Raw genomic sequence first — 23,647 nt, 5'->3', positions numbered from 1 at the left:
GTAAGGATCCGATATCCCATATGTGTATTTTGTCTTCGTAGGGTGAATGACGTGACAACCCCTCCAACTCCTCCCTCCGTCGATGTGGTCCTCCCATGCCTGAACGAGGCCGAGGCCCTGCCCTGGTTCCTCGCCCGGCCCACGGCGGTCACCGGCCGATGAACCGATCCGTGAGCCAACCCGCCGTCGACGATCTCGCCCCGCCGACGGCCCACCCCGCGTGGTCCACCGCCGACCCTTACACCCGCGCGCTGCGTACCGGACAGGGGCCGCTGTTCCTGCGCCGGGCCGACGGCTGGCTGCTGCCGTTGGAGGTGGAACGCTGGTGTGCCCGCGCCGACGCGGTGGACCTGGAGATCCTGGGCCGGTGCGAGGGTTCCGTACTCGACATCGGCTGCGGCCCGGGACGGCTGGTCGCGGAGCTCGCCGGACAGGGCCGACGTGTCCTCGGCATCGACGTCAGCGCGGCGGCCGTCAGCCGGACCACCCGGCTGGGCGGTCCCGCCCTGCGCCGCTCCGTCTTCGAGCCGCTCCCCGCCGAGGGCCGCTGGGACACCACACTCCTCGTCGACGGCAACGTCGGCATCGGCGGTGACCCGCACGCGCTCCTCACCCGGCTGACCCACCTGCTGGTCCCGAACGGGCTGCTGATCGCCGAGACCGTGCCGGTGGACATCGACGAGCGCGTGCGCGTCCACATCACGGACGCGCACGGCGCCCCCGGGACGCCGTTTCCCTGGGCCCGGATCGGGACACTCGCCCTCATCCGGTACGCGACGCGCGCGGGCTGGACAGCCGTCGATCAGTGGACGGCCGGTGGACGATCCTTCGTCGCCCTGCGCAGCCGCAGCATCCGCAACGACCGCAACAGGAGAAGGAGCGCCGAACCGGCAAAGAGAACGTCCGTGATCAGCAGCCAGCGGGTCAGGAAGCCGTCCACCCGGTCACCGTCCGGTACCGCCGGTCCACCTGACCGCTGAGGGCCGCTCCCGCCCCGCCTACCTGTTCGCCCTGCCCCATGTCCCCCACCTGCCCCTTTGGCGCCCGATGCGCGTGCCGAAGGGTCCCAGCCGGTGATCGTTCACCGTTCTTTTCCTCGTCGACCGGGCGAAGAACCGCGATTTTCGCGCGTGGGTGTGGCAGGTTGTACTTCAGCCGGACCCGTCACTTCCCCCCGTAGTGGCGGGTCCGGCGTCTTTGTGCCCGCCCGACGGGTGACAGCCGGTCCGTCACTCGTCCTCGCCCCGGTCAGGGGTGGGAGGCCAGGCAGGACGCTGGTCCGCCGGCAGGTCCAGCAGGGCCAGGCCGACCGTGTACCGGACGGGCAACAGCTCCGTACTGCCGGTCTGTACGAGCAGCTCCGAGAGCCGGCGCCCCGCTCCGGCCAGAATGAGCTTGCCGTCCAGGCGCCTGAGCAGCCATCGGATCGCGAGCAGGCAGTTCAGCCCGCGTGAGTCGCAGAAGACAAGAGCTGTCACATCGAGTACCAGGTGCCGACGCTCGGCATCGACGATGGCAGCGAGGGTGCCCAGGAAGTACTCCTCACAACTCTGGTCGAGTTCGCCACTGATCCGCAGCACCGCGCAGTGATCGCTGTCGGTCAGCTCGGTGATGGTCAGGCGGTGGGTCTGCGTGGACATCACACCTCCCTCCGGTCATCGCACGGAGGCTCGTTCCCAGCAACTCCCGTACGTCGGCACTCGTCCGGATCAAGAAACCGCTGGGTGCGATCCCGCCGGGTGCCCTCACGCGCCGCCCGGCTCCGGTGCTACGGGCGTCGTACGACGCGACACCCGTTCTGCGTGCGTGTGCCCCGCATTCGGGCGGGCAAGGGGGCGGGGCGAAACTCTTCGTTGATCGGAGACTACGGAAAGCACACCCTTCGAGGTGTCTCACGGTGACCTCGGAGCTGTCTTACGAGGCGTTTTGACAGCCCCGGCCGCCGCGGCCTCAAGGAGGCGGCGGAAGGTCGGACACTCCACGTGGCTCGGCGCGGGGCAGGCCGCGGCGTGCCGCAGCGAGTCACGCAGGACACCGAGTTCCCGGATCGTCCTGTCCAGCTCGTCCGCTCTGGCGGCCAGCATCTGCCGGTCGATGCGCGGCAGGCCGTCCGGCGCGACCACCATGCGCGCGATCTCGTCGAGCGAGAAACCGGCGGTGCGTCCCAACGCGATCAGCGCCAGGCGTTCCAGCACGGCGGGATCGTACTGCCGGCGCAGACCTCGCCTGCCGATCGGGGCGATCAGGCCCTTCTCCTCGTAGAACCGCAGGGTCGAGGCGGGGACCCCGGCGCGGTGCGTCACCTCGGCGATGTCCAGTTGCGTCATCCTCTTGACCTCAAGTCGACTTGAAGTAGCACGGTGTCATCCCAGCCCGGTCACGGCAAGCACAGGAGACGATCATGGGCATCACGCACAGCAACGACAACGAGCAGACGGCCCGCTGGAACGGGTCCGCCGGCCATGCCTGGGTCGAGGCCAGGACAGTACTCGACGAGTTGCTCAGGCCATTCGAAGACCTTCTCGTCGAAGCGGTCGTCGCCGAACACGGGCGCCGCGTGCTCGACGTCGGCTGCGGTACCGGCAGCACGACACTGGCCGTCGCGCGGCAGCTCGGCGCGCAGCGGGTTGACGTGCAGGGACCCGGCGGGCAGGCACGCTGCGTCGGCATCGACCTTTCCGAGCCGATGGTCACGGCCGCCCGGACGCGCGCCGAAGGGGAGGGCGCGCAGGCTTCCTTCGTCCTCGCCGACGCGCAGGACCACGTCTTCGAGCCCGGCGCCTTCGACATGGTGATCTCGCGCTTCGGTGTCATGTTCTTCAAGGACTCCGTCCAAGCTTTCGCCAACCTGCGGCGCGCCGTCAGCGACGACGCCGCGCTCAGGTTCGTCACGTGGCGGAGCTCCGCGGAGAATCCGTTCATGACGACGGCCGAACGCGCCGCGGCACCGTTCATGCCGGACCTGCCCGCCCGCCATCCGGACGAGCCGGGGCAGTTCGCCTTCGCGGATCCGGACAGGGTCCGCCGCATTCTGGAGGAGAGTGGCTGGACCGGCGTCGACATCCGGCCGGTCGATGTGGCCTGCGCACTGCCCGAGAGCGAGCTGGTCCCTTACTTCACCCGGCTCGGTCCGCTCGGCCTGGTCCTGCGCGAAGCGGACGAGCGGACCCGTGCGCACGTCATCGAAACGGTCCGCGCCGCGTTCGACCCGTTCCTGCAGGGTGCGGAGTTCCGCTTCACCGCCGCCTGCTGGACGGTCGGTGCCCGGGCGTGCTGAAGGATGCCGGTGAGATCCACAGATCCGCAGATCTACATCTGGGCAACAGTCGTCCCACCCGTGGGAGTCAGGACGATGCGTGATGTGGCCATCGGGGACGACGGCGGCCGCAACGACGAACCGGGCTTCGAGACCGAGGCGCCCGAGGTGGACGGGGCGCTCGCGATGTACCCCGGCCGCCCGCGAAGTGGCGGCATGCCCGGCCCGCGGGGGCCGCGGACTTCGACGACGACGGCAAGGACGAACTGATCCTCAACTGGGCGGCCGACACCTTGTTCGGCCTCTACGGCGAGTACCCCACGCACTGGTGGATCACCGACGGCACCACGTCCCGCGATCAGGCGACCTTCGCGACGACGGGCTTCGGAGCCCCCTGGACCTCGTACGGGCTCCCTCAAATGTCGCGTTCGGCGGTCCAGGTGACGTGTGGGGGAATGATCCGTGCGCACAGCGGCCCGCCCTGGGCGTCGGTCAAGCCGAGGCGTGCCACCAGAAGACCCTGGTCGGCGGCCTCGGCGAGCACGTCGGCGGGGACCATGTCGAGCATGAGCTTGGCGCGCCGGAACATCGTGAAGACGCCCGCCTCGTCGACCGTGCCCCAGGACAGATAGATGAACCGCCGGCCCAGCCGGTCCTGTACGTAGGGGCCCTGCACGTCGGTGCCGGCCGGCGTCACCGTCGCGGTGCACTCCAGGGTCCAGGTCGCCGACTTGGCGTCCCCGGGGTGGGGTTCGAGCAGCTCGCCCGGACGATCGCGGCGTTGCACGGCGACGTGCAGGTTGCCGTACTCCGGGACCTTGCCGCCGGCGGGGGCCGGGTGGGTGAGGCCGGGCAGGTCGACGGCGTCGATACGGATACGCATGGGGGCCATCATGCCGCCGCTGGCGGTGGCCGCCCCCTCCGGGGTGCGGCTGCCCTCGGGTGGTGCAGCCCCTCGGGTGCGTTCAGGTCACCGGGATCGGGTGCGTGTCAGGTCACCGGGATCGCCAGGTACTGGTAGTCCAGGAACTCGTCGATTCCCACCCTGCCTCCCTCGCGGCCGAGGCCGGACTGCTTGACGCCGCCGAAGGGGGCGGCGGGGTTCGAGACGAGTCCGGTGTTGAGGCCGACCATGCCCACCTCCAGACGTTCGCTGACCCGAAGAGCGCGGGCCAGGCCCTCGGTGAAGACGTAACCGACGAGCCCCCAGGGGGTGTCGTTGGCCCGGCGGACGACCTCGTCCTCGTCGTCGAAGACGAGGATCGCGGCGACCGGGCCGAAGATCTCCGTGTCCATCAGACGGCTGCCGGTGTCGACGTCGGCGAGCACGGTCGGCGGGTAGAAACACCCCGGGCCCTCGGGGGTACGGCCGCCGACGAGCACCCGGGCGCCGCGCTCCACCGCGTCGGCGACGAGGTCCTCGACCTTGGCGCGACCCGTGGCGTCGATCAGCGGGCCCACGTCGACCCCGTCGCGCGTGCCGGGCCCCACGACGAGCTCCCCCATCCGCCGGGCGAGCCGCTGCCCGAACTCCTCCGCCACCGACCGGTGCACGAAGAAACGGTTGGCGGCGGTGCACGCCTCCCCCATGTTGCGCATCTTGGCGGTCATCGCGCCGTCCACGGCCGTCTCCAGGTCGGCGTCGTCGAAGACGATGAAGGGCGCGTTGCCCCCCAGCTCCATGGACGTTCGCACGACGGCGTCCGCGCACTGCGCGAGCAGCAGCCGCCCGACCTGCGTGGAACCGGTGAAGGACAGTTTGCGGATGCGCCCGCCGCGCAGCAGCGGCTCACAGACCTGTCCGGCACGGGAGGTGGTGACGACGTTGAGGACGCCGTCCGGCAGCCCGGCCTCCTTGAGAATCCCGGCCAGCGCGAGGCTGGACAGCGGTGTCTGCGGGGCGGGTTTGAGCACCATCGTGCAGCCCGCCGCGACAGCCGGGCCGACCTTGCGGGCGCCCATGGCCAGCGGGAAGTTCCACGGTGTGATCAGCAGGCACGGCCCGACCGGGCGGCGGGAGAGCATCATGCGGTTCCGCCCGTCGGGCAGCGTGCCGTACCCCCCGTCGATGCGTACGGCCTCCTCGGAGAACCACCGGAAGAACTCGGCGGCGTACGCGACCTCTCCCCTGGCCTCGGCGAGCGGCTTGCCCATCTCGGAGGTCATCAGACGCGCCAGCTCGTCGGTCCGTTCGAGGATGATCTCGTGGGCGCGGCGCAGGATCTCGCTGCGTGCCCGGGGCGCCGTACGGGCCCATGCTTCCTGTGCCCGCACGGCCGCGTCCTCCGCGAGCCTGGCTTCCTTCAGGCCCGCGTCGGCGACATGGCAGAGGATCTCACCGGTCGCGGGGTCGTCGACGGGCATGGTGGCGCCGTCCGCGGCGTCCACCCAGGCGCCGCCGATGAACAGCTGGGTCGGTGTGTCGGTCATGGTGTCACTCCTGCCTGATCCTGATCTGCGGAATTGGCGGCATCGGCGGCGGGGTCGAGCCGGGCGGCCGTACGGGCGGGGGCGCGGGAGCGCCCGTCATCGGCCGGCGGTTCCCGATGTACCGGCCTCCACCGCCGACGCCCACGCCTGGAGGCCCTCGTCGACCGCCGTCCCGTCGATCACGAGCGCCGGAATCATGCGTACGACCTGGTTCCAGGCCCCGCAGAGCAGCAGGAGCAGGCCCTCGTCGACGGCGGCGCGCTGCACGCGGGCGGCGGTCTCGGGGTCGGGGCTGCCGTCCTCGTGGACGAACTCGCTGGCGAGCATCAGCCCGAGGCCGCGTACGTCCCCGATGGCCGGCGTCCGGGCGGCCACCGCTTCCAGGCCCTGACGCAGGCGTGCCCCCATCGCCTCGGAGTTCTCGACGAGCTTCTCGTCCCGTACGACGTCGAGGGTGGCGCAGGCCGCGGCGCAGGCCACCGCGTTGGCGCCGTAGGTGCCGCCCTGCGAACCGGGCCACGCCTTGCTCATCAACTCCTCGGAGGCGGCGATACCGGACAGCGGGAACCCGCTGGCCAGCCCCTTCGCAGTGATCAGGATGTCGGGCGTGACACCGCAGTGGTCGTGCCCCCAGAACCTGCCGGTACGGCCCACACCCGTCTGCACCTCGTCCAGGATCAGCAGGAATCCGTGCCGGTCGGCCCGTTCGCGCAGCCCTTCCATGAAGGCGCGGGTGGCGGGTACGTAACCGCCCTCGCCCAGCACCGGTTCGACGATGACGGCAGCCGTGTCGGCGGGCGAGGAGATGGTCTGGAGCGTGTAGTCGAGCTCCTGGAGGGCGAAGCGGGTGGCGGTCTCCTCGTCCCAGCCGTACCGGTAGGCCGTCGGGAACGGGGTGACGACAACGCCGCTCATCAGCGGCGAGAAGCCGGAACGGAAGCGGGTGCCGGACGTCGTCATGGCGGCGGCGGCCACCGTCCGGCCGTGGAATCCGCCGTGGCAGACCAGTACGTTCGGGCGGCCGGTGGCCTGCCGGGCCAGCCGCAGCGCGGCCTCCACCGCCTCGCTGCCGGAGTTGGTGAAGAACAGGCTGTCGAGTCCGGCGGGCAGCACCTCGCCGAGCCGGTCGACGAGCTGCCGCAGCGGCTGGTGCATGACCGTCGTGTACTGGCCGTGGACGAGCCTGCCCACCTGTTCCTGGGCGGCTTCGACCACCCTCGGGTGGCAGTGCCCGGTGCTGGTGACACCGATGCCCGCGGTGAAGTCCAGGTAGCGGCGGCCGTCCTCACCGAAGAGGTGGACGCCCTCGCCCCGGACCGCCACCACGGGGGTGGCCTGGCGAAGGTGCGGCGACAGTGCGGTCATGTTCGTCTCCCGGCCCATGCGTTGCGGTCTGCTCCGGCATTGCGAGCATCGCGGCCAGGACGGCGGACGACAACGCGTGATCTGTCCAACGGGGTGGCGGGGTTCGGACGTTGTGTCAACCGGCCGTGGCCCGGCGCGCCTCCGGTGACCGCGGCGGCGGCCGTCGGCCCACCCGCGCGCAGGTCAGCCGCGCTTGGCACAGTGTCCGGATGGGCAGGGACGCACCATGAGCGAGTACGCCGAACCGCCCCGCTCCTGCGGGGCCGAAGAGCTGGGCACCGCTCCCGCGGGCCGCGTGCTCACCGTCGCCGATGTCCTGGCCCTTCCGGTCCTGGCCGCGGGACGGCCGGAGGTGGTCACCGGTGTGACCCACCTGGACCGGCCGGTGCGCTGGGTCCACATCACCGAGCTGACGGACCCCGCCTCCTTCCTCAAGGGCGGCGAACTGGTCCTGACCACCGGCATGCCCCTGCCCGAGGACCCGGTGGGCGTACGCCGTTACGTCGACGAACTCGCCGACGTCGGAGCCGCGGCCCTGGTCATCGAACTCGTACGCCGCTACCACCGCCCGCCCGGCCCGCTCATCCAGGCGTGCCGAACCCGTGGCCTGCCGCTCGTCACCCTGGCCAAGGACGTCAACTTCCTGGAGGTCACCCAGGTCGTCCACACGCTCATCCTCGGCAACCAGGCGGATGCCGTGCGCCGGACCCAGCGCGTCCACGAGGCGTTCACCGCCCTGACGCTGCGCGGTGCCGGCCCCGAGGACGTCGTCCGCGCGGCGGCGGAGATGAGCGGCCACACGGTCGTCCTGGAGAACCTGGTGCACCAGGCGCTGATCTGCGAACCGTCCGGCGGCACGGTGGACGAGGCCCTGACGGGCTGGGAACAGCGCTCCAGGGCGACTCCCGCGGGCGACGACACGGAGGTGGGCGGTCCGGAGGGCTGGCTCGTGGCACCCGTGGAGTACCAGGGGGAACGCTGGGGCCGCGTGGCCATGCTCCCGCCCCCGACCGCCCCGCCGCCCTCCACCGTCCCGGCGGCGTACGTGTCCACCGTCCCGGCGGCGTTCGTGCCGGAGGACGTCACCGTCCTGGAGAGAACGGCGATGGCCCTCACGATCGCCCGCCTCATCCACGCCACACCCTGGGAGCGCACGGCGCAGCGAAGCGTCCTGCGCGACCTCGCCGAGCAGCGTCACCGTTCCCCCGCGGACGCCCGCGCGCGCCTCGCCGCGCTGGGCCTGCCCACCGAGGGCAACGTGTTCCTGGCGGTCCTCGCGGTCCTGGCGGACGTCCGGGCGCCCAACGACGACACCGGTCTGGAGACCCGCCTGTCCCGGGAACTCAGGACGACGGGCGTGCCCGCGCTGGTCGGCACGCTGGCGCCCGCCCGGCTCGGCATCCTGCTGGCCCTGCGCCCCTCCCAGCCCTGGCGGCCCGCGGTCGAACAGCTGAGCCGCACCGCGCTGGAACTGGACCCGCACGCGGTCGTATGCACCGGTTCCGAGGTCACGGACCTCTCGCATGCCGCCCGTTCCTTCCGAGAGGCGGCCCGGGTGGCCGAGGCCACCCGCCCCGGCCAGTCCCTCCCCGCGGGCAGGTCGTACCACGAACTGTCCGACCTCGGCCTGCGCCGCCTCCTGTACGCGCTGCACGAGGACACCCGCGTCCAGGAGTACGCCGAACGGCAACTCGGCCGCCTCATCGACCATGACACCCGGCACGGCGCCGATCTCCTGACGACCCTGCGCCGCTACCTGGAGGCGGCCGGTAACAAGACCACCGCCGCCAGGCTCGGCGGTCTGTCGCGCGAGACCGTCTACCAGCGCCTGCGCACCATCGAGCGACTGCTCGACTGCGACCTCGAGTCCGGCGAACGACGCACCGAACTGCACGTGGCTCTCACGACTCTTGACGTCCTGAGAGACAAGGGGCGGACGACCTGACCCGTGCGACCTTCCAGGTGTCGGCGATGCGCATGGACCGACGGTGCGCTGGTTCGTAGGGAGCCCATCCCGGGTTGCCGGTCGTGGCGAAACGGATCCATGTCTCGTGCATCCGCCGTGCGAGGTCGGCGGGTGGGGCGGCGGTGCCGAGCAGTGCCTGCGGACCGTGAAGGCCGGGGAGTTGGACGTTGTCGAAGACGAAGGGCAGCTCGACGGTGTGGGCGGCGCCGAGTTTCCCTCCGAGAGCGTTGGACTGCCAGGCGAACTCGTACCGGAATGTCCTGGCGGAGCGGTACGTCGCGTGAGCGGTGGCCGTGCGGCACGTGCCGTTTCCGAAAAGGGCGTCGCCGACGATCGCCGAGAGCAGTGCGGAGTTGGCGGCTCCGGGGCGCCCGGCCCGGTACTCCTCGACGAGTTCGGCGGGGCGCGGGTGCGACCGCGCGGCGGCGCGGAGCAGGTCCTCCTGGCCGGTGTCGGACAACTGGCCGTGCGGGGCGAGGTAGAGGTTGGCCTCCTGGGTGTTCGAGCCGACGAGCAGGTCCACGTCGGGCCCGCTCCCGGCGGCGATGCCGTCGGCCGGCTGCCGGTCGAGGACGAGGCTGAAGGGCGTGATGCCGCCGAGGGGGTGGAAGGCGTCCTCGGTACGCAGGTCCACCGCGCCCAGCTGCCGCGTGATCTCGACGAGTGTCTCGTCGGGGATGTCGGCCATGTCCCGTGCTGTGGGCCGGAGTCGAAGCTGTGTTCCGACCGCCTCGGTGACTCGCTGGGCCTGCTCGGTAGTGAACGCGCCGGTGCCGGTGCCGCTCTGGACGATCGCCCGGTGTACGAGTCCCCGTGCGGCGGGGTCCGCCAGGATGCCGGTGACGAGGATGGCACCGGCGGACTGGCCGAAGAGGGTGACGTTGACGGGGTCGCCGCCGAACGCGGCGATGTTGTCCTGGACCCAGCGCAGCGCGGCGAGGACGTCCAGCATGCCGCGGTTGTCGGGCGCGTCGTTCAGGGGCAGGAAGCCGGGTATGCCGAGGCGGTGGTTCACGGTGACGAGAACGACGCCGTCACGAGCGAAGGCCGCGCCGTCGTAGAGCGCGCAGTTGGCGGATCCGGCGACGAAACCGCCGCCGTGCACGAAGACCATGACCGGGGCCGGACTGTGCCGTGCCTCGGGGGCCCAGATGTTGAGTGTCAGGTAGTCGTCCCCGTGGATCCAGCCCGGACCGAAGTACGGGGACATGTCGAGGGCACCGAAGCTGTCACGCCGGGGCTGGGGCGCGGTGGGACCCTGCGAGACGGCGTCCCGGACGCCGTTCCAGGACGCGTGCGGTCGTGGCGGGGCGAAACGGTGAACTCCTGTGGGGGCGCCCGCATAGGGCACACCGAGGAACGTGGTGCCGTACGCGTGGCGACGGCCGCGGACCGTGCCGGAGGTGGTGTCGATGTCGGGGGCGGAGGATGACAACTCGGTTTCCCTGTCTGCCGCGTGGTGTGGGGCATGTGCTGCGGGCCAACCGGATCTCAGAGCCGGCCGACCGGAGCCGGCCGGGTCGGAGTCGATCGGTCGGAGCCGGCCGACCGGAGTCGATCGGTCAGAGTCGGCCGAACGGGGCCCATCGCTTGATGCCGAACGAGCCTGCGCTGCGTTCCACTTCCAGCGCGCCGTGTCCCGCGAAGTGGGCAGGCAGGACAAGGGCGTTGGCGTCAGCTGCCCAGCCGAGAATCCGCTGCCGGGTCTCGCGGGCGCCGTGCGCGTCCTCGCAGAAGCAGCTGTTGTGCTCCGGTTGCATGACCTGGAAGGGCGAGTGCAACAGGTCGCCGACGAAGACAGCGCGCTCGGAGCCGGAGTCCAGCATCACCACACTCGAACCCGGCGTGTGGCCGGGTGCCGCCTGCAGACTCAGGTTGGCGTCGATGCGGTGGCTCGACTCCCACAACTGGACCTGGCCGGCGGCGTGTACCGGCGCCACGCTGTCCTCGAAGACGTTCTGGTTGACTCCGCCGGCGATCTTCGGGTTGTTGGCCGGATTCCAGAACTCGAAGTCGGCCCTGGGCATCAGGTACGTGGCGTTGCGGAAGGTCGGTATCCAGGACTGGCCCTCCAAGCGAGTGTTCCAACCGACGTGGTCGACGTGAAGGTGGGTGTTGACCACCAGGTCGACGTCGTCGGGACGCACGCCGGCCCGCTCCAGGTTGCCGAGGAAGTCCAGTTCCAGGTGGCCCCAGGACGGCACGTAGGGGCGTTCCTTGTGGTTGCCGACCCCGGTGTCGATCAGGATGGTCCTGCCCTCGCTGCGCAGCACCCATGTCTGCACGGCGACCTCGACGATCCCGGTCTCGTCATTGAGGAAGTCCGGGACGAGTACGGGCCGGTGCTCGTCCCAGTCCTGCTTCGGCGAGCCGGGAAAGAATTCTCCCGGGGTCATGCCGACCGGTCCGTGCATCTCCTCGACCCGGGTCACTTCGACGTCGCCGAAAGCAATGTCACTCACGATACGTACTCCTTGTTCTATGGCTGATCGTTAGTTGGCTGATCGTTCGATGGCTGGTCGTTCGGTGATGGGGTGGCCGGGCTCACAGGTGGCCGCGGAGGCGTGCGCGCAGCAGATTGGGGTCGGTGGCCGTGGTGTAGGCGGCGCTGAGCACGTACACCTCCTTGCCGCGCAGCGCGACGGACGTGGGGTTCTGCAGTCCGTCGGCGGCGTCCAGGACGGTGGTGGTCCGGGTGCCGTCGGACCGGATGTGCACGACCGTGTTGGGGCCATTGAGCGCCGCGAGGACGTCGTCGCCTCGGCCGGTGAAGGCGAAGTCGTCGATGCCGGTCAGACCCGAGGCCTTGATCTGTGGTGCGCCCGCGCGGTTGCCCGGCCGGATCGGAATGCGCAGGAGGGTGCCCTGGTCGAGGTTGGTCACCCAGAGCGCGCCGTCGTGCACTTTCGCTCCGTTGGCTCCGAGGAAGCCGGCCGGGGCGAGTTCGGGGGCGGTGGACCATGCGGCGGGGGTGCCACCGGTGACGGGGACGGTCCACACCGTGCCGAGCACCGAGTCGGTGATGTAGAGCCGCTTGCCGCGTTCGTCCAGTGCCAACCCGTTGGGCAGGCCGTCCGCGGGCAGTGCGGCGATACGCCGCGGTTCCTGTCCGGGGCGCAGCCGCCACAGCCCTGTCAGATCGGCGGTGCCGGTCGCGTACAGCACGTACACGGTGCCGTCCGAGGTGTGGACGATGCCGGTGGCCAGGGGGAAGCCGAGGGCGGGCGTGTGGACTCCGCCGTCGGCGGGTGCGGGCAGCGTCGCCAAGACGTGCGTCGCGCCCCGAGGAGTCACCTGGGCCACCTGACGGCTCGCGGCGAAGGTGACGGCCGCGCTGCCGTCGGGCAACAGGGTGATGTTCTCCGGCAGTTGTCCCGAGGACAGGTCGAAGTGGGCGGCGACCCGCACATCGGTCAGCGGCTCCGCGGAGGGTGTCGCGGCGGCCGGTACTGCCGTTGCGAGGGCGGCGGCCACCGCGACGGCCGCCATGATGGTGTTGATACGTCGCTTTGACATGGTTCCTTCTCTGCATTCGGGCATACGGGCATAGGGCAGCCGCGGTGCGGCGCCGTGGTCGAGGGGGCGCCTCGGAGAGAGGTCGCGAGGGTGCGGCCGGCCGGCGGCGTGGAAGCGACGCGCACGGCACGGGGCAGCGCGGGGTAGGGCAGCACAGGGTGGGGCAGCGCGGGGTGGGGCACCGCGGCGGTTGCGTACACGCCGGGTGCCCTCGGTCAGCGGAGGAGCTCGGGTCAGGTGGTGCGGGTCGCGGAGCCGTGGTGCGGCCGGGCCGCTTCCCGTGGTGCGGTGGCGTGGGCCAGCAGGGCCAGGGCTGCGGCGGAGGGGGAACCGGGATCGGCGGTGGCCACCACCAAGGACGGTCCGCTTCCTTGCGGGCTCTGCAGTGTCTGCTGGGTGACGGTCAGCGTCCCGACCAGGGGGTGGCGCATCTCGTAGTCGGCGACATCGCAGGACAGCACCCGGTGGTCGGCCCACATCGTGGCGAACTCCCGGCTGCGCATGGTCAGTTCACCGATCAGCGCGGCCAGCTGTGGATCGTCCGGGTGCCGGCCGGCCGTCAGCCGCAGATTGCCCACCACGGCTCTGGCCTTGGCGGGCCAGTCGACGTACAGGTCGCGGGTGTGCGCGTCCAGGAACACCAGCCTGGCCATGTGCGGCCGTCGGCCCGGGTCGTCGGGGGCGTCCGGATCGAGGTGGCCCGCGAACAGTGCGTGCCCTGGCCGGTTCCAGGCCAGGACGTCGGTGCAGCGGCCGATGGCGAGGGCGGGTGTGCCCTCGACGGCTGCCAGCAGGGCACTCGTCGCCGGGGTGACGCGTTCGGCGGGTGTACGCCCGCCGCGCCTGCCGCGTCTCGGCGCCTGGGCCAGGGTGTGCAGATGGGCACGCTCCGACTCGTCCAGTCGCAGGGCGCTCGCCACGGCGTCGAGCACCTCGGGTGAGGCGTTGCGTGACTGACCCTGTTCCAGGCGGCTGTAGTAGGGCGCGCTGATGCCTGCGAGCATCGCGAGCTCCTCCCGCCGCAGCCCCGGTACGCGGCGCCGCTCGCCGTAGGTCTGCAACCCCACGTCTTCGGGCCGTAGTTGGCTCCGGCGTGCCTGGAGGAACTCGGCGAGGTGCCCGTGCTTGTTCATGACACCGAGTATGCGTACTGCCGCCGGTCGGCGCCTCACCCCGTTGGGGTAGGGATCCGCAGGGTCTGGCTCGCCCCGCCCGCCAACCCCGTCAGCACCCGGTCCGGGGTCAGGGGCAGTTCGCGGTAGCGGACGCCCGTGGCGTGGTGGACGGCGTTGCCGATGGCGGCCGCCGTGCCGACGATGCCGATCTCGCCGATGCCCTTGCTGCCCATCGGGTTGAGGTGGGGGTCCTCCTCGTCGATCCAGTGCGCCTGCACGTCGGGGACGTCGGCGTGCGCCGGGACGTGATAGGCGGCCAGGTCGGACTCCACGAAGTCACCGGACGCGGCGTCCACGGTGCTGCCCTCGGTGAGCGCCATGCCCAGGCCCATGGTCATGCCGCCGATGAACTGGGAACGTGCGGTGCGGGCGTTGAGGATGCGTCCGGCGGCGTACACGCCCAGCAGGCGCCGTACGCGGACCTCTCCGCTCACCGTGTCGACGGTGACCTCGGCGAAGTGGGCACCGAAGGCGTGCCGGGCGTACGGGCTGTCGGCATCGGCGCTGCCCGCCGTGTCGGCGTCCGCCTGGAACCCTTCGTCCGGCAGTGGCCCGGTGTGCTCGGCCAGCCGCGCGGTCAGCCGCGTACACGCCTCGTGGACCGCCCAGCCCCAGGACGCCGTACCGGACGATCCGCCGGCCAGCGGGGCCGACGGCAGGTCGCTGTTGCCCACTTCGGCGCGTACGCGGTCCAGGGGGACGCCGAGGGTGTCGGCGGCGATCTGGGCGAGGACGGTGCGGGCGCCGGTGCCGATGTCCGTGGCGTTGATCCGGACGACGAAGCGGCCGTCGGGCAGCGCGTGAGCCGCCGCTTGCGCCGGACCGACCATCACCGGATAGGTGGCGGAGGCCACTCCCGTACCGACGAGGAGTGGTCCCTCGGGGTGGGAGCGGGGGCGGGGGTTGCGTTGTGCCCAGTCGAAGAGCCGGGCGCCCTCGCGCAGGCACTCGGCCAGATGGCGGCTGCTGAACGGCTTGCCGCTGTCGGGTTCGGCGTCCGGCTCGTTGGTGATGCGCAGTTCCACGGGGTCCAGGCCCGCCTCGAAGGCGAGTTCGTCCATGCCCGACTCCAGGACGTACATGCCCGGTGCCTCGCCGGGTGCGCGCATCCAGGACGGGCTGGGCATGTCCAGCGGGACCACCAGGTGGGAGCTGAGCCGGTGAGGTGCCGCGTACATGATCCGGCTGGGTACGGCGGCCTGCTCCACGAACTCCTTGATGCGGGAGGTGTAGGTGGTGACTTCGTGGAGGGACGAGGTGAGGGTCCCGTCCGCGGTGGCGCCCAGGCGGAGCCGGTGCAGGGTGGACGCGCGGTGGCCGACGACCGCGGCCATGAAACGCCGGGGCAGTGCGACCGTGACGGGACGGCCGGTCTCCCGTGCCGCCATCACGGCGAGCACCACGTGGGGGCGCGGGGTGCCCTTGGACCCGAACCCGCCGCCGACGTGTTCGCTGATGACGGTGATGTCGTCCTCGGAGAGCCGGAACAGCGACGCGAGTGTGGCGCGTACGGTCGTGGCGCCCTGGCTGGAGTCGTGCACGACGAGCCTGCCGTCGTGCCAGCGGGCGGTGGCCGCGTGCGGCTCCATGGGGTGGTTGTGCAGCGGCGGGACCCGGTAACGGCTGTCGACGCGCACTTCCGCGGCCGCGAACGCCTCCTCGGGGTCACCCTGTTCGCGACGGGCGGGGAACCCGCCGTTGACCTCTTCGGGTACGTAGGCCTCCGGGTGGTCGTCGGTCAGGGTCACGTCGTGTTCCTCGACGTCGTACTCGACCCGGACCGCGGCGGCGCCGGCGCGGGCCGCCTCCAGGGTCTCGGCGACGACCAGGGCGACGAACCAGCCGTGATGCGGCACGCGCGGGTTCTGCAGGAGCGCCAGCGTGGGGTCGTCCGCGGGGGCCAGCCGGGGCGCGTTCTCGTGGCTGAGCACCGTGAGGACCCCGGGCAGGGCCAGGGCGGCGCCGGTGTCGACGGTATGGACCGTCCCACGGGCGATCCCGGCGGCCACCGGCCAGGCATGGACCCGGCTGGGGTCGGTCTGTTCGGCGGCGTAACGCGCACTGCCGGTGACCTTGTCCCGGCCCTCCCGGCGCTCGGCGGGCGCGCCCAGCGTGGTGCCGGTGTCGGCCATCCTGCTCCTCCTGATGGTGTGCGTATGGTGTGTGTTCAGGCCCTGTGTTCAGGCCCTGCGTCCGTTTGGCGTACTCGGCGAGTTCTGCGTGTCCTGGGTTCAGGCGCTGGTGGGCGGCGCGAGCCGTTCGAGGACGTCGACTGTGAGATTGCGGGCCAGCCGGACCTTGAAGGCGTTGTCCCGCAGCGGTTCCGCGGCGGCGAGTTCAAGGTCCGCGGCCCGCTCGAAGGCCGCCGTCGTGGGTGCGGCGCCCAGCAGTGCCTTTTCCGCGTGCCGTGCCCGCCAAGGGCGGTGGGCCAGCCCCCCGAAGGCGATGCCGGCCTGCCGGACGACGCCGCCCTCCACTGCGAGCACCGCGGCGACGGAGGCGAGGGCGAAGGCGTACGAGGCCCGGTCGCGGGCCTTGCGGTAGAGCGAGGGCAGCCCGGCCGGGGCTGCCGGCAGGATCACACCGGTGATCAGCTCACCGGGGCGGATCTCGGTGTCCTGCTCCGGTCGGTCGCCGGGCAGCCGGTGGAACTCGGCGACGGGAACGGTCCGCGGGCCGTCGGCCCCGTACAGCTCGACGCCCGCGTCCAGCGCTGCCAGCGCCACGGCCATGTCCGAGGGATGGGTGGCGATGCACTGCGGGGAGTGCCCGAGCACCGCGTGGTCGCGGTGTACGCCGTCCCTGGCGCCGCAGCCGGAGCCGGGGGCACGCTTGTTGCAGGGTTTGCCGGTGTCCTGGAAGTACGGGCAGCGGGTGCGCTGGAGGAGGTTGCCACCGGTGGTGGCCGCGTTGCGGAGCTGTCCGGAAGCTCCGGCCAGGAGTGCCTGGGAGAGCGCCGGATAGCGGTCGCGCACGGTGGGGTGGGCGGCGAGGTCGCTGTTACGGACCGTGGCCCCGATCCGTACCGACCCGTCGGGCAGCTCGTCCACCGTGTCGAGGGGCAGCCGGCTGACGTCGACGAGGGCGGCCGGCTCCTCCACTCCGAGTTTCATCAGGTCGACGAGGTTGGTGCCGCCGCCCAGGTAGCGGGCACCGGGGTGCGCCGCGTACAGCTCGGCGGCCTCCTCGACGCTGCGGGCACGCTCGTATGCGAAGGGCTTCACCGGATCACGTCCTCGACGGCCCGCACGATGTTCGGATAGGCGCCGCAACGGCAGAGGTTGCCGCTGAGCCGCTCGCGGATCTCGTCCGGTCCGAGCGGGACAGGCTGCCCGGACGGTACCTCGGGGTCCGTCACGTGGGAGGGGTGACCGGCCTCGGCCTCCGCCATGGCGCCGACGGCGCTGCAGAGCTGTCCCGGCGTGCAGTAGCCGCACTGGAAGGCGTCGCGATCCAGGAAGGACCGCTGCAGCGGGTGCAGGTCTTCGCCGGCAACGCCGGCGGGTCCTTCTCCGGCACCGTCGGCGAGTTCTTCTCCAGCAGCGCCGGCGAGTCCCTCCACCGTCGTGATGTCGCAGCCGTCGAGGGCCACCGCGGGCAGCAGACAGCCGTTGACTCGACGGCCGTCCACCAGGACCGTGCAGGCACCGCACTGCCCGTGGTCGCAGCCCTTCTTGGCGCCGGTGAGTTGCAACTGCTCGCGCAGCACGTCCAGCAGGACGGAGCGGTGGTCGACGGTGAGCGTGTGCGGCTTGCCGTTGACGCGCAGCGTCACCTCGGAGTGGTGACGATCGGGCGACCCAGGAGCGCCGCGCTCCGACGCGGAGTGCCCGGCCGAGTCCGGGGGTTGCCCCGGCGTGGCGTTGCTTCCGCTCTCGGGGCGACCCGGTCGGTCCGGGCGACCGGGCCGACCGGCCCCGTCGCCCGCGCCCGCGGTGGTGTCTTTCCGGCTGCTCATGCTGTTCATGACCTTCCGACGGCACTCCGAACCACGCAGCTCACACATCCAGGCTGCGGCCCGCCCCGCGTTCCCGCGCGCCGGGCGGGCGCGGCTCGGCGGGCGCCCGGCACTCGTCGGGACGTGTACGGAAGGGGCGGCCGCCGCTTCGCGCGCCCGTGCCACGGCCGACGCCCCGGCCGGCCGTGCGCCGGCGACGGACGGGCGAGCCATCGAATTCCGCTCCGACGGCTGTACCGCAAGTGGCCGTACCTCAGGTGGCGGTACCTCAGATGGCGATACGGCCGCGGTCGGCGACCACCCGATCAGGCCGTCCATGCAGGCGAGGTCGCCGACGGCCCGGAAGGCTCACGGCCGCGGCGTCAGGGCCCCCACCACCCACGGCATGTGCTTCCGGTGGGTGACGATCAGAACCGGTACGCCGTCGTCCTCGCACTCCAGGACCCAGGCCCGGCCTTCGTACGCCTGGGGGGACGGGTCCGCCCAGTACGGATGGCGGACGCGGAGCGGGGTCAGGGTGCGCGGCACCACCCGGCGGAAGGCCGTGCCCGGGTGGCCCGGTGTCGCCGCCAGATAGCCGTCGGCGGCCAGCAGGTGGGTGCCGCGCTCCGCGTAGGGGACCTCGCCCAGGATCTGGCCCGCGAAGTGCTGCTCCTCCGTGGGTACGGACGGCGTCACGGCGATGGTCTCGTCGCCGCGCCTGCGGCGCCACAGGAACACCGCGGCCACCGCACAGGCGGCCGCCACGGCCGCGGTGGCCAGTCCGACAAGGCGGAGCGCCGCCCCCATGTCGTCGGTGGCCCACGGAGCGACTGCGCCGACAGGGGTCAGGCAGATCCCGGCCATCAGGGGCAGGCCGATCTGCCACGGCCGCGCCCTCTTCGTCACCCGGGAGTGCAGTGCCAGCCAGAGCCAGCCCCAGAGGAAGCCCGTGCCGTAGAGGCCGAGCGCGAGGCCCACTGCGGCGACGATCTTGTAGTCGTCCCGTGGGTCCGCGTGCGTGTACTTGCGCCCGGTGTCGAAGTCGACGTACCGGATCTGCCCTCGCCAGTGCGTGACCTCGATTTTCGTTCCCGGGGAGGCGACCGGTGGCTCGGACGGGCTGCCTCCGAGTGTGGTGCGGCCGGTGGTCCCGTCCGCCTCGACGAGATACAGCCGGTACGAGGCCGTCTTACGTCCGTTTACACGTTCGGTGTGGTCGACGCGCGCGCCGACGGTCCGCAGGCAGTCACCGGACGGGTCGTGGTCCGAGGCGCAGCGGGCCGCGGTCTTGAAGGCACTTCCTTCGCCGACCGCGGCAGGTGTGCTGACCAGCAGCAGCCACGCCGCCACCAGCGTGCACACCGCGGCGACGGCGGCGATACCGATCACCTGCCCACGGTTTCTCGAACGCGGTACTTCAGTCTGTACGGGAGTCACCAGGACAGTCTTCTGTTGCGACAGTCGAAATAAAATGGGTGAAGTGCGCCCTGTGAAGCGGTGGTTGCTGCCGGAATCCGGCAACCGGCGCTTCGAACACCGACGAGGCGACGCGGCCGGGCCGCACGCTGTCCTTCGACATGGAGGGCCGCTCCTTCGTGGAGCTGACGCCGAGTTCGCAGCCACCGCTGCTGGTGGGCGGCGTGCTGTACGGGATCAGCGGCCCCGGGGCCTTCTCGGTGGCCGACGTTTCCTGAGCGGCGATGAGCGGTGCTCCCTCAACAGTCGGTGGTTCAACTACTCACCGCGAGAAGATTGAAGACCGCACGAACCAGACATATAGAACCTTTATGAATAAGACTCCGCAAAGGGGTCACTCGTAGCGGAGAAGAACACTTCTCTCGTAAAGGGGATGGTGGTATGTCTTCCACCGAGTTTCTGTCCGACGAACTCACCGAGGTCCAGGGCGTGGACATCGAAGCAGCCCTCGACCCGACCGAGGCCGACGGCTCCTACCGCGACAGCCGCGAGTGCGCGGCGCTGGCCCTGACGTCCGGGTCGACATCACTGCTGCTGTCGCCTCCGACCCCGCGGCCGAAGAAGGGTTGACGGGAGAAGACACATGGAGCAGTCAGGCACTTCGACCCGTCTCGCGGGCGCGGTGCAGGGCCTCACGTCGGAACTGGTCTCCGCTCTTCGGAGCGGGGGCCGGTTCCGGCTGGCCGCCGGTGTCACCGAAGCCGACGGACCCGAGGCGGCCGACGGCCTCGCTCTCGCCGCCGTACGTGTGGTGGGAGCCGATGCCGCTCTGCCGAACGTCCTGCGCCACACCCCTCCCGAACCCGACGACCTCGCCGTGTTCAGCAGGGCCGTGCACGCCTACCCGCCTCCCGCGAACGCCTCTCCCACCTCGGTGTGGAGCCACTGGGCCATGACGCGGACACTGCTGGCACTCGACGCGTCCTTCGACGGCATGCCGGGCCACGACACGGAGCCCCAGGCGGCCTGGCTCGTTGACGCCCCGTGGCAGTCGCTGACCCATCAACTCGCCGTACTGGCCCCGCTCGCGGTTCCCGCCGGGGACTGCGCGGTGGCCCGCGTGGCCCGCGGCCGCCCCGTCGACGTCGCCCGGGGGTTCGTCCGTGCGGTCCGCCGCCGCGACTGGCTCCAGGCAGCGGGAGCGGGACGCTGGCTGGTCCTCCTCGACGACGTCCCGGAGACGCTCGGCCTGGAGGCCGGACTTGAGTTCGTGGCCCAGATGGGCCGCGACGATCCACGCGTGGCGCTGCAGATCGAGGCGGCGCAACTGATGCGGGCCGGAGTACGGGTGAGAGGAGTACGGGTGTGATGGCGCGCGACGTCCAAGGGCTCGGCGCGGCCGCGCTCGGCTGGGTGTCCGCCCACCGCGGCGAGTTCGCGCTCGCCGACGACGCACTCGCCGAGCACGCCAACGTGAACTTCACCTGGAAGCCCCTCGGTGAACTGGCGCAGGTCTGCGTCAGTGTCCGTCGGCACACCGACCCGGCCGACCCGCTCCACGAGACCGCTTCCGATCTGCTGGCCTTCGCCTGGCAGCAGACCGAACAAGGCTCCCTCTTCCTGGAGTTGCAGCGCCTCGAACCCTTCGCGACATACCCGCTGGAGATCTACGCGGCGTTCGCGTCGGCAGGGCTGCGTCACGCCGACTACGAGAGGGCCACCGCGACGGTGGCCCGGACCCGTGGCTGGCAGGTGACGGAACAGGAGCCCAACCGGCGTCTCAGTGTGCTCAACTCCGAGCGCCGCGGCGGCATCCCGCAACACGACGACATGCCGCGGGCACTGCGACGCACCTGGCTGGGCGGTCTGCCGGAGCCATGGACGTTCGAACGGGCCGCCGGCTACACGCTCACCCATGTGATCTTCCACCTCACCGACTGGGGCCTGTCTCCGCAGGGCGTTCCCCCGCGGGTGGCGGGCTATCTCCGGCAGTGGCTGCCGCCCTGGCTCGACACCTGCCTGGAGGACGAGCAGTGGGATCTGAGCTGCGAGCTGCTGGCGGTGGCCGGCAGCCTGCCGGGCCCGCCCGATCGTGCGCTGTTGCAGGATGCCTGGTCGAAACTCGCACGGGCACAGGACGTGTCCGGCGCCGTCCCGGAGGTCGGCGCCGGACACGACGGCCACTCGCCCGCGCACGACTTCACCGGCTGCTACCACTCGACTCTGATGACGGCCTTCGCCGCCGTGCTCACCACCGCCACCGACCGTCTGCGCGAGAGCACCGATGACCGCGTGGTGACGCGGGAGATACCCGCCTTCGAGCACGCGGCGCGACCGGGGCGAGGCGGACGGCAGGATGAGCAAGGAGTGTCGAGATGACCAGCACCCGCCTCATCCACACGGTCGGGACCGGCGCCCTGGAGTGGCTGCACGCCCACCGCGACGGGTTTCGCCTGGAGCAGGACGTCGACCCGGAAGTGGGCTTCCTGGAGCGCTTCAAACCGGTCGGTGAACTGGCCATCATCTGCAAGGTGTTGTTCCGCGAAGGGGTGGCCGGCTCCCGACAGGCACAACTGGCACGGCAGTTGCTCGACCACGCCTGGCGTCACACGCTGGACGGCGGCCGGATGCTGGTTCGCGGTCAGCGCATCGAGCCCCTCTCCCCCATTCCCTTCGAGGTCTACCTCCCGTTCAAGGAGCTGGGCTACAGCCACCCCGAGATCGAGCAGGCATTCCAGCTCAACCAGCGGCTGGAGAGCTTCGCCGCCTTCGAGCTGCCGCCGACGCGCCGCCTCGGGCTGTCCGCGTTCCAACGCCGTTCCGGGCTGCCGCCCAGGCCGCCGGAGTCCGAGGTCGTCGGCAGCACCTGGCTCGGCCGCACCCCCGAGCCCTGGACCGTGGAAGGACACATCGCCTACGACATCACGCACACCGTCTTCCACCTCACCGACTGGGGAGAGAACCCCGACGGCGTACCAGCCCCTCTCGCCGGCTATCTCGCCACCTGGCTGCCGGCCTGGCTGGACGACTGGCTCGACCTGCAGCGGTGGGATCTGCTCGGCGAACTGCTCGTCGTCGACGCCTGTCTGCCGCGCCCCACGCTGGACGAGCGGGCCTGGGAGGGGTTCGCCGCCGCCCAGCAGGCCGACGGGGCGATGCCCGCCGTGCGCACGATGCCTGAGGGCGACCCCGCCGAACTGTTCGACCTCATCTACCACCCGACGCTGGTCGCCGCCTTCGCCTCCGTACTGGCCACGTCCCGCGCCCTGACGCAGCTGGCGCACGCACCGGCATGACGCCGCGCCCCGAACCCTGGCCGGGCGATCCGCTCGGCGTCACCGGTCAACTCCCGCCCGGCCGCCTGCTGGCGGGGCCGCATCCGGACGGCGAGACGGCGCGGCAACGGCTCGACGACGCCGTCAGCGCCGTGGACGCGCCCGATGTCGTCCTCGCCCTCTCCAGGGACGGGCACCGCACGGTGCGCTCCGGCGGCACCGGACCGGTCCCGCCCGTACCCCGCGAGCAGTTGCGCTACGAGATCGGCTCGGCCTCCAAAACCTTCACCGGACTGCTCCTGGCCCACCTGACGCAGGCGGGCACCCTGTCCGCGGGCGAACCGGCCGCTGTCTGCCTGGACCCGGCCCGACCGGCCGGCCGGGCCCCGGTCACGCTCGCGCACCTGATCACCCACACGTCCGGACTTCCCGCCCTGCCCGCCGACTTCTTCGTGCGTGCCCTTCCCACATGGCGGACCAATCCCTACGCCGGATATCCGGACCAGCGGGTGATCGACGCCTTTCTGCGCCGTCGCCGGCACCGACGGCCCGGTAGCCGCTGGCACTATTCCAACTTCGGTGTCGCCGTCCTCGGTCATGCCCTGGCCGCCGCCACGGCGACACCCTGGGACGACCTGCTCACCGGTCAGGTGCTGCGGCCCCTCCACCTGAGCGGCACCGCCCTTCGGCCCGCCGGGCCGGACACCGACGCCACCGGACACCGTAAGGACGGCTCGACGCCCACGCCCGCGCTGACCGTTGGCGGGTTCCGAGCCGCCGGCGCCGTCCGGGCCACCCCCCACGACCTGCTGACGTTCCTCGAAGCCCATCTGGACCCGTCGGGCAGGCCCCTGGCCGGGGCGCTTCGGGCGGTACGCCGCCCGGTCCTCCGGCGCGGCCTGGGGCACCGGCATGTACACACGGTGGGCTGGTTCCAGCACCCCAGCGGACACGGCCCCCTGTACTTCCACTGCGGGGCCACACTCGGTCAGCAGGCCTTCCTGGGATTCAGGCCCGACACCGGAACGGCGCTGGCCGCCGTGTGCACCCGCCGCTTCCGCGCCCGCGACACCTTCGTGGCGACGGCGTACGCGCTGCTCGCCGAGGCCTGAGGCCCTATCGAGTGAGGCCCTACCGAGTGAGGCGTGAGGCACTACGGGCCGGGCCGGGCCGGAGCATGGGCAGGCCCATGCCGCGGGGCGGGGGCCCGGGCCGGGGGGGGGGGCCCCCCCCCGGCGGGCCCCCACGGCGCACACACCGGGGCCCCGACGGGGGCAAAGCCGCGGCCCCCAACCCGCCGGGGGGCGG

22 protein-coding genes and 1 pseudogene are annotated in these 23,647 nt (G+C 71.6%); 10 read left to right on the top strand and 13 right to left on the bottom strand.

The features are described from left to right. Positions 1 to 42: 42 nt before the first annotated feature. Together AB0D14_RS42160 and AB0D14_RS42155 are read left to right on the top strand one after the other, a co-directional pair. Positions 43 to 138, top strand: a pseudogene (locus AB0D14_RS42160) (glycosyltransferase); the annotation flags it as partial. Positions 139 to 170: 32 nt separating this feature from the next. Further along, positions 171 to 980, top strand: coding sequence for a methyltransferase domain-containing protein (locus AB0D14_RS42155; protein WP_362789988.1), 810 nt, complete (start codon positions 171 to 173; stop codon positions 978 to 980). Positions 981 to 1,229: 249 nt separating this feature from the next. Here AB0D14_RS42155 and AB0D14_RS42150 read toward each other — a convergent pair whose 3' ends face one another. Continuing rightward, positions 1,230 to 1,640, bottom strand: a complete 411-nt coding sequence (locus AB0D14_RS42150) for an STAS domain-containing protein (protein ID WP_362789985.1) — start codon at positions 1,638 to 1,640, stop codon at positions 1,230 to 1,232. Positions 1,641 to 1,892: 252 nt separating this feature from the next. Further along, complete coding sequence (locus AB0D14_RS42145) at positions 1,893 to 2,327, bottom strand: helix-turn-helix domain-containing protein (protein WP_362789982.1); 435 nt, start codon at positions 2,325 to 2,327, stop codon at positions 1,893 to 1,895. Positions 2,328 to 2,401: 74 nt separating this feature from the next. On the opposite strand from AB0D14_RS42145, the gene AB0D14_RS42140 reads away from it, so the two are divergent. Both AB0D14_RS42140 and AB0D14_RS42135 read left to right on the top strand, forming a co-directional pair. Beyond that, positions 2,402 to 3,277 (top strand): methyltransferase domain-containing protein, encoded by an 876-nt coding sequence (locus AB0D14_RS42140; protein ID WP_362789979.1) that lies wholly within the window; start codon positions 2,402 to 2,404, stop codon positions 3,275 to 3,277. Positions 3,278 to 3,286: 9 nt separating this feature from the next. Next, positions 3,287 to 3,526, top strand: a complete 240-nt coding sequence (locus AB0D14_RS42135; RefSeq protein ID WP_362789977.1) for a hypothetical protein — start codon at positions 3,287 to 3,289, stop codon at positions 3,524 to 3,526. Positions 3,527 to 3,671: 145 nt separating this feature from the next. Here AB0D14_RS42135 and AB0D14_RS42130 read toward each other — a convergent pair whose 3' ends face one another. From AB0D14_RS42130 to AB0D14_RS42120, 3 genes are all read right to left on the bottom strand, one after another. Beyond that, positions 3,672 to 4,139 (bottom strand): DUF5990 family protein, encoded by a 468-nt coding sequence (locus tag AB0D14_RS42130; RefSeq protein WP_362789975.1) that lies wholly within the window; start codon positions 4,137 to 4,139, stop codon positions 3,672 to 3,674. 107 nt (positions 4,140 to 4,246) lie between these two features. Then, a complete protein-coding gene (locus AB0D14_RS42125; RefSeq protein ID WP_362789972.1) occupies positions 4,247 to 5,686 on the bottom strand; it encodes an NAD-dependent succinate-semialdehyde dehydrogenase in 1,440 nt (479 codons plus the stop codon). 96 nt (positions 5,687 to 5,782) lie between these two features. Next, entirely contained in the window at positions 5,783 to 7,051 is a 1,269-nt protein-coding gene (locus tag AB0D14_RS42120; protein WP_362789969.1) for an aminotransferase class III-fold pyridoxal phosphate-dependent enzyme, read from the bottom strand. 226 nt (positions 7,052 to 7,277) lie between these two features. Between AB0D14_RS42120 and AB0D14_RS42115 the strand changes: the two genes are divergently transcribed. Beyond that, positions 7,278 to 8,996, top strand: a complete 1,719-nt coding sequence (locus AB0D14_RS42115; RefSeq protein WP_362789966.1) for a PucR family transcriptional regulator ligand-binding domain-containing protein — start codon at positions 7,278 to 7,280, stop codon at positions 8,994 to 8,996. Here the strand turns inward: AB0D14_RS42115 and AB0D14_RS42110 are convergent. The 8 genes from AB0D14_RS42110 to AB0D14_RS42075 form a co-directional block, all read right to left on the bottom strand. Beyond that, positions 8,953 to 10,431 carry a carboxylesterase family protein gene (locus tag AB0D14_RS42110; protein ID WP_362790004.1) on the bottom strand — a complete coding sequence of 493 codons (1,479 nt, stop codon included), beginning with the start codon at positions 10,429 to 10,431 and terminating at the stop codon, positions 8,953 to 8,955. The genes AB0D14_RS42115 and AB0D14_RS42110 overlap by 44 nt on opposite strands. A gap of 148 nt (positions 10,432 to 10,579) precedes the next feature. Next, positions 10,580 to 11,431 carry an MBL fold metallo-hydrolase gene (locus tag AB0D14_RS42105; RefSeq protein ID WP_362790002.1) on the bottom strand — a complete coding sequence of 284 codons (852 nt, stop codon included), beginning with the start codon at positions 11,429 to 11,431 and terminating at the stop codon, positions 10,580 to 10,582. A gap of 130 nt (positions 11,432 to 11,561) precedes the next feature. Next, on the bottom strand, positions 11,562 to 12,533 hold the full coding sequence (locus AB0D14_RS42100; RefSeq protein WP_362789964.1) for a hypothetical protein: 972 nt from the start codon (positions 12,531 to 12,533) through the stop codon (positions 11,562 to 11,564). Between the two features lie 233 nt (positions 12,534 to 12,766). After that, a complete protein-coding gene (locus AB0D14_RS42095) occupies positions 12,767 to 13,666 on the bottom strand; it encodes a helix-turn-helix transcriptional regulator (protein WP_362789961.1) in 900 nt (299 codons plus the stop codon). Between the two features lie 35 nt (positions 13,667 to 13,701). Beyond that, positions 13,702 to 15,840, bottom strand: a complete 2,139-nt coding sequence (locus tag AB0D14_RS42090; protein ID WP_362789959.1) for a xanthine dehydrogenase family protein molybdopterin-binding subunit — start codon at positions 15,838 to 15,840, stop codon at positions 13,702 to 13,704. 99 nt (positions 15,841 to 15,939) lie between these two features. Continuing rightward, on the bottom strand, positions 15,940 to 16,932 hold the full coding sequence (locus AB0D14_RS42085; RefSeq protein WP_362789956.1) for a xanthine dehydrogenase family protein subunit M: 993 nt from the start codon (positions 16,930 to 16,932) through the stop codon (positions 15,940 to 15,942). Further along, positions 16,929 to 17,483, bottom strand: coding sequence for a 2Fe-2S iron-sulfur cluster-binding protein (locus AB0D14_RS42080; protein WP_362790000.1), 555 nt, complete (start codon positions 17,481 to 17,483; stop codon positions 16,929 to 16,931). The genes AB0D14_RS42085 and AB0D14_RS42080 overlap by 4 nt, the downstream gene beginning before the upstream one ends. Before the next feature lie 531 nt (positions 17,484 to 18,014). Further along, the gene (locus tag AB0D14_RS42075; RefSeq protein WP_362789953.1) at positions 18,015 to 19,037 is read right to left on the bottom strand and encodes a hypothetical protein; all 1,023 of its coding nucleotides are present in this window, start codon (positions 19,035 to 19,037) and stop codon (positions 18,015 to 18,017) included. A gap of 468 nt (positions 19,038 to 19,505) precedes the next feature. Between AB0D14_RS42075 and AB0D14_RS42070 the strand changes: the two genes are divergently transcribed. From AB0D14_RS42070 to AB0D14_RS42050, 5 genes are read left to right on the top strand one after another with little or no spacing between them, the layout of a single operon-like run. After that, positions 19,506 to 19,694 (top strand): hypothetical protein, encoded by a 189-nt coding sequence (locus tag AB0D14_RS42070; protein ID WP_362789951.1) that lies wholly within the window; start codon positions 19,506 to 19,508, stop codon positions 19,692 to 19,694. A 13-nt stretch (positions 19,695 to 19,707) separates the two neighbouring features. Beyond that, positions 19,708 to 20,433: a hypothetical protein gene (locus tag AB0D14_RS42065; protein ID WP_362789948.1), complete on the top strand. Its 726-nt coding sequence runs from the start codon at positions 19,708 to 19,710 to the stop codon at positions 20,431 to 20,433. After that, positions 20,433 to 21,443, top strand: coding sequence for a hypothetical protein (locus AB0D14_RS42060; protein WP_362789945.1), 1,011 nt, complete (start codon positions 20,433 to 20,435; stop codon positions 21,441 to 21,443). Before AB0D14_RS42065 ends, AB0D14_RS42060 begins: the two co-directional genes overlap by 1 nt. Then, positions 21,440 to 22,360 carry a hypothetical protein gene (locus AB0D14_RS42055; protein WP_362789942.1) on the top strand — a complete coding sequence of 307 codons (921 nt, stop codon included), beginning with the start codon at positions 21,440 to 21,442 and terminating at the stop codon, positions 22,358 to 22,360. The genes AB0D14_RS42060 and AB0D14_RS42055 overlap by 4 nt, the downstream gene beginning before the upstream one ends. Next, a complete protein-coding gene (locus AB0D14_RS42050) occupies positions 22,357 to 23,451 on the top strand; it encodes a serine hydrolase domain-containing protein (RefSeq protein ID WP_362789940.1) in 1,095 nt (364 codons plus the stop codon). The genes AB0D14_RS42055 and AB0D14_RS42050 overlap by 4 nt, the downstream gene beginning before the upstream one ends. Positions 23,452 to 23,647 lie beyond the last annotated feature (196 nt).

Source organism: Streptomyces sp. NPDC048484 (assembly GCF_040651415.1).
In the GTDB taxonomy this organism is placed as follows: domain Bacteria; phylum Actinomycetota; class Actinomycetes; order Streptomycetales; family Streptomycetaceae; genus Streptomyces.
Note: the sequence above shows the minus strand (reverse complement) of the source record. Positions and strands in the feature narration are given on the sequence as shown.

Excerpts from the sequence above, each read along its gene's own strand:
- AB0D14_RS42150 (WP_362789985.1), bottom strand. The coding sequence starts at position 1,640 with ATGTCCACGCAGACCCACCGCCTGACCATCACCGAGCTGACCGACAGC.
- AB0D14_RS42145 (WP_362789982.1), bottom strand. The coding sequence starts at position 2,327 with ATGACGCAACTGGACATCGCCGAGGTGACGCACCGCGCCGGGGTCCCC.
- AB0D14_RS42140 (WP_362789979.1), top strand. The coding sequence starts at position 2,402 with ATGGGCATCACGCACAGCAACGACAACGAGCAGACGGCCCGCTGGAAC.
- AB0D14_RS42130 (WP_362789975.1), bottom strand. The coding sequence starts at position 4,139 with ATGCGTATCCGTATCGACGCCGTCGACCTGCCCGGCCTCACCCACCCG.
- AB0D14_RS42125 (WP_362789972.1), bottom strand. The coding sequence starts at position 5,686 with ATGACCGACACACCGACCCAGCTGTTCATCGGCGGCGCCTGGGTGGAC.
- AB0D14_RS42120 (WP_362789969.1), bottom strand. The coding sequence starts at position 7,051 with ATGACCGCACTGTCGCCGCACCTTCGCCAGGCCACCCCCGTGGTGGCG.
- AB0D14_RS42115 (WP_362789966.1), top strand. The coding sequence starts at position 7,278 with ATGAGCGAGTACGCCGAACCGCCCCGCTCCTGCGGGGCCGAAGAGCTG.
- AB0D14_RS42105 (WP_362790002.1), bottom strand. The coding sequence starts at position 11,431 with ATGCACGGACCGGTCGGCATGACCCCGGGAGAATTCTTTCCCGGCTCG.
- AB0D14_RS42100 (WP_362789964.1), bottom strand. The coding sequence starts at position 12,533 with ATGTCAAAGCGACGTATCAACACCATCATGGCGGCCGTCGCGGTGGCC.
- AB0D14_RS42095 (WP_362789961.1), bottom strand. The coding sequence starts at position 13,666 with ATGAACAAGCACGGGCACCTCGCCGAGTTCCTCCAGGCACGCCGGAGC.
- AB0D14_RS42090 (WP_362789959.1), bottom strand. The coding sequence starts at position 15,840 with ATGGCCGACACCGGCACCACGCTGGGCGCGCCCGCCGAGCGCCGGGAG.
- AB0D14_RS42070 (WP_362789951.1), top strand. The coding sequence starts at position 19,506 with ATGTCTTCCACCGAGTTTCTGTCCGACGAACTCACCGAGGTCCAGGGC.
- AB0D14_RS42065 (WP_362789948.1), top strand. The coding sequence starts at position 19,708 with ATGGAGCAGTCAGGCACTTCGACCCGTCTCGCGGGCGCGGTGCAGGGC.
- AB0D14_RS42060 (WP_362789945.1), top strand. The coding sequence starts at position 20,433 with ATGGCGCGCGACGTCCAAGGGCTCGGCGCGGCCGCGCTCGGCTGGGTG.
- AB0D14_RS42055 (WP_362789942.1), top strand. The coding sequence starts at position 21,440 with ATGACCAGCACCCGCCTCATCCACACGGTCGGGACCGGCGCCCTGGAG.
- AB0D14_RS42050 (WP_362789940.1), top strand. The coding sequence starts at position 22,357 with ATGACGCCGCGCCCCGAACCCTGGCCGGGCGATCCGCTCGGCGTCACC.